Below are 310 nucleotides of genomic sequence, written 5' to 3'. Positions count from 1 at the left end.
ATTCGCCTTTGCTCCACTGTGTGATCGGCTCGTAGTAGCCTACACCCATGATCGGGGCCCAGTCGCCGTGACCGGCGAAGTAGCCTTCGTTGGGGGTGGTGCGGCCGGGGTGGCCGAGTCCTACGGTGGGGCCGATCTCGTGGGCACCGGCTTCACCGCCACCTTTGCCGCTGAGCACAAATACCCAGCACGGCCAGTCCTGGTAGCCGAAGCCACCGACGAAGGCCACGCCACCGGCGCCGGGGGCGGCGGTGTTTGTCGGCGTGAAGACGCAACGCTGACGACGGTTCACCGCGTACGAGTTATACAC

1 protein-coding gene is annotated in these 310 nt (G+C 65.8%); it reads right to left on the bottom strand.

From position 1 onward, the window contains the following. The coding region (locus KK062_RS30215) for a hypothetical protein (RefSeq protein WP_254088108.1) at window positions 1–310 on the bottom strand (310 nt) is incomplete at both ends.

It is taken from the genome of Dawidia cretensis, from assembly GCF_018598175.1.
GTDB classification, from domain to species: domain Bacteria; phylum Bacteroidota; class Bacteroidia; order Cytophagales; family Cyclobacteriaceae; genus Ohtaekwangia; species Ohtaekwangia cretensis.
This window is presented reverse-complemented; position numbering and strand designations above follow the sequence as displayed.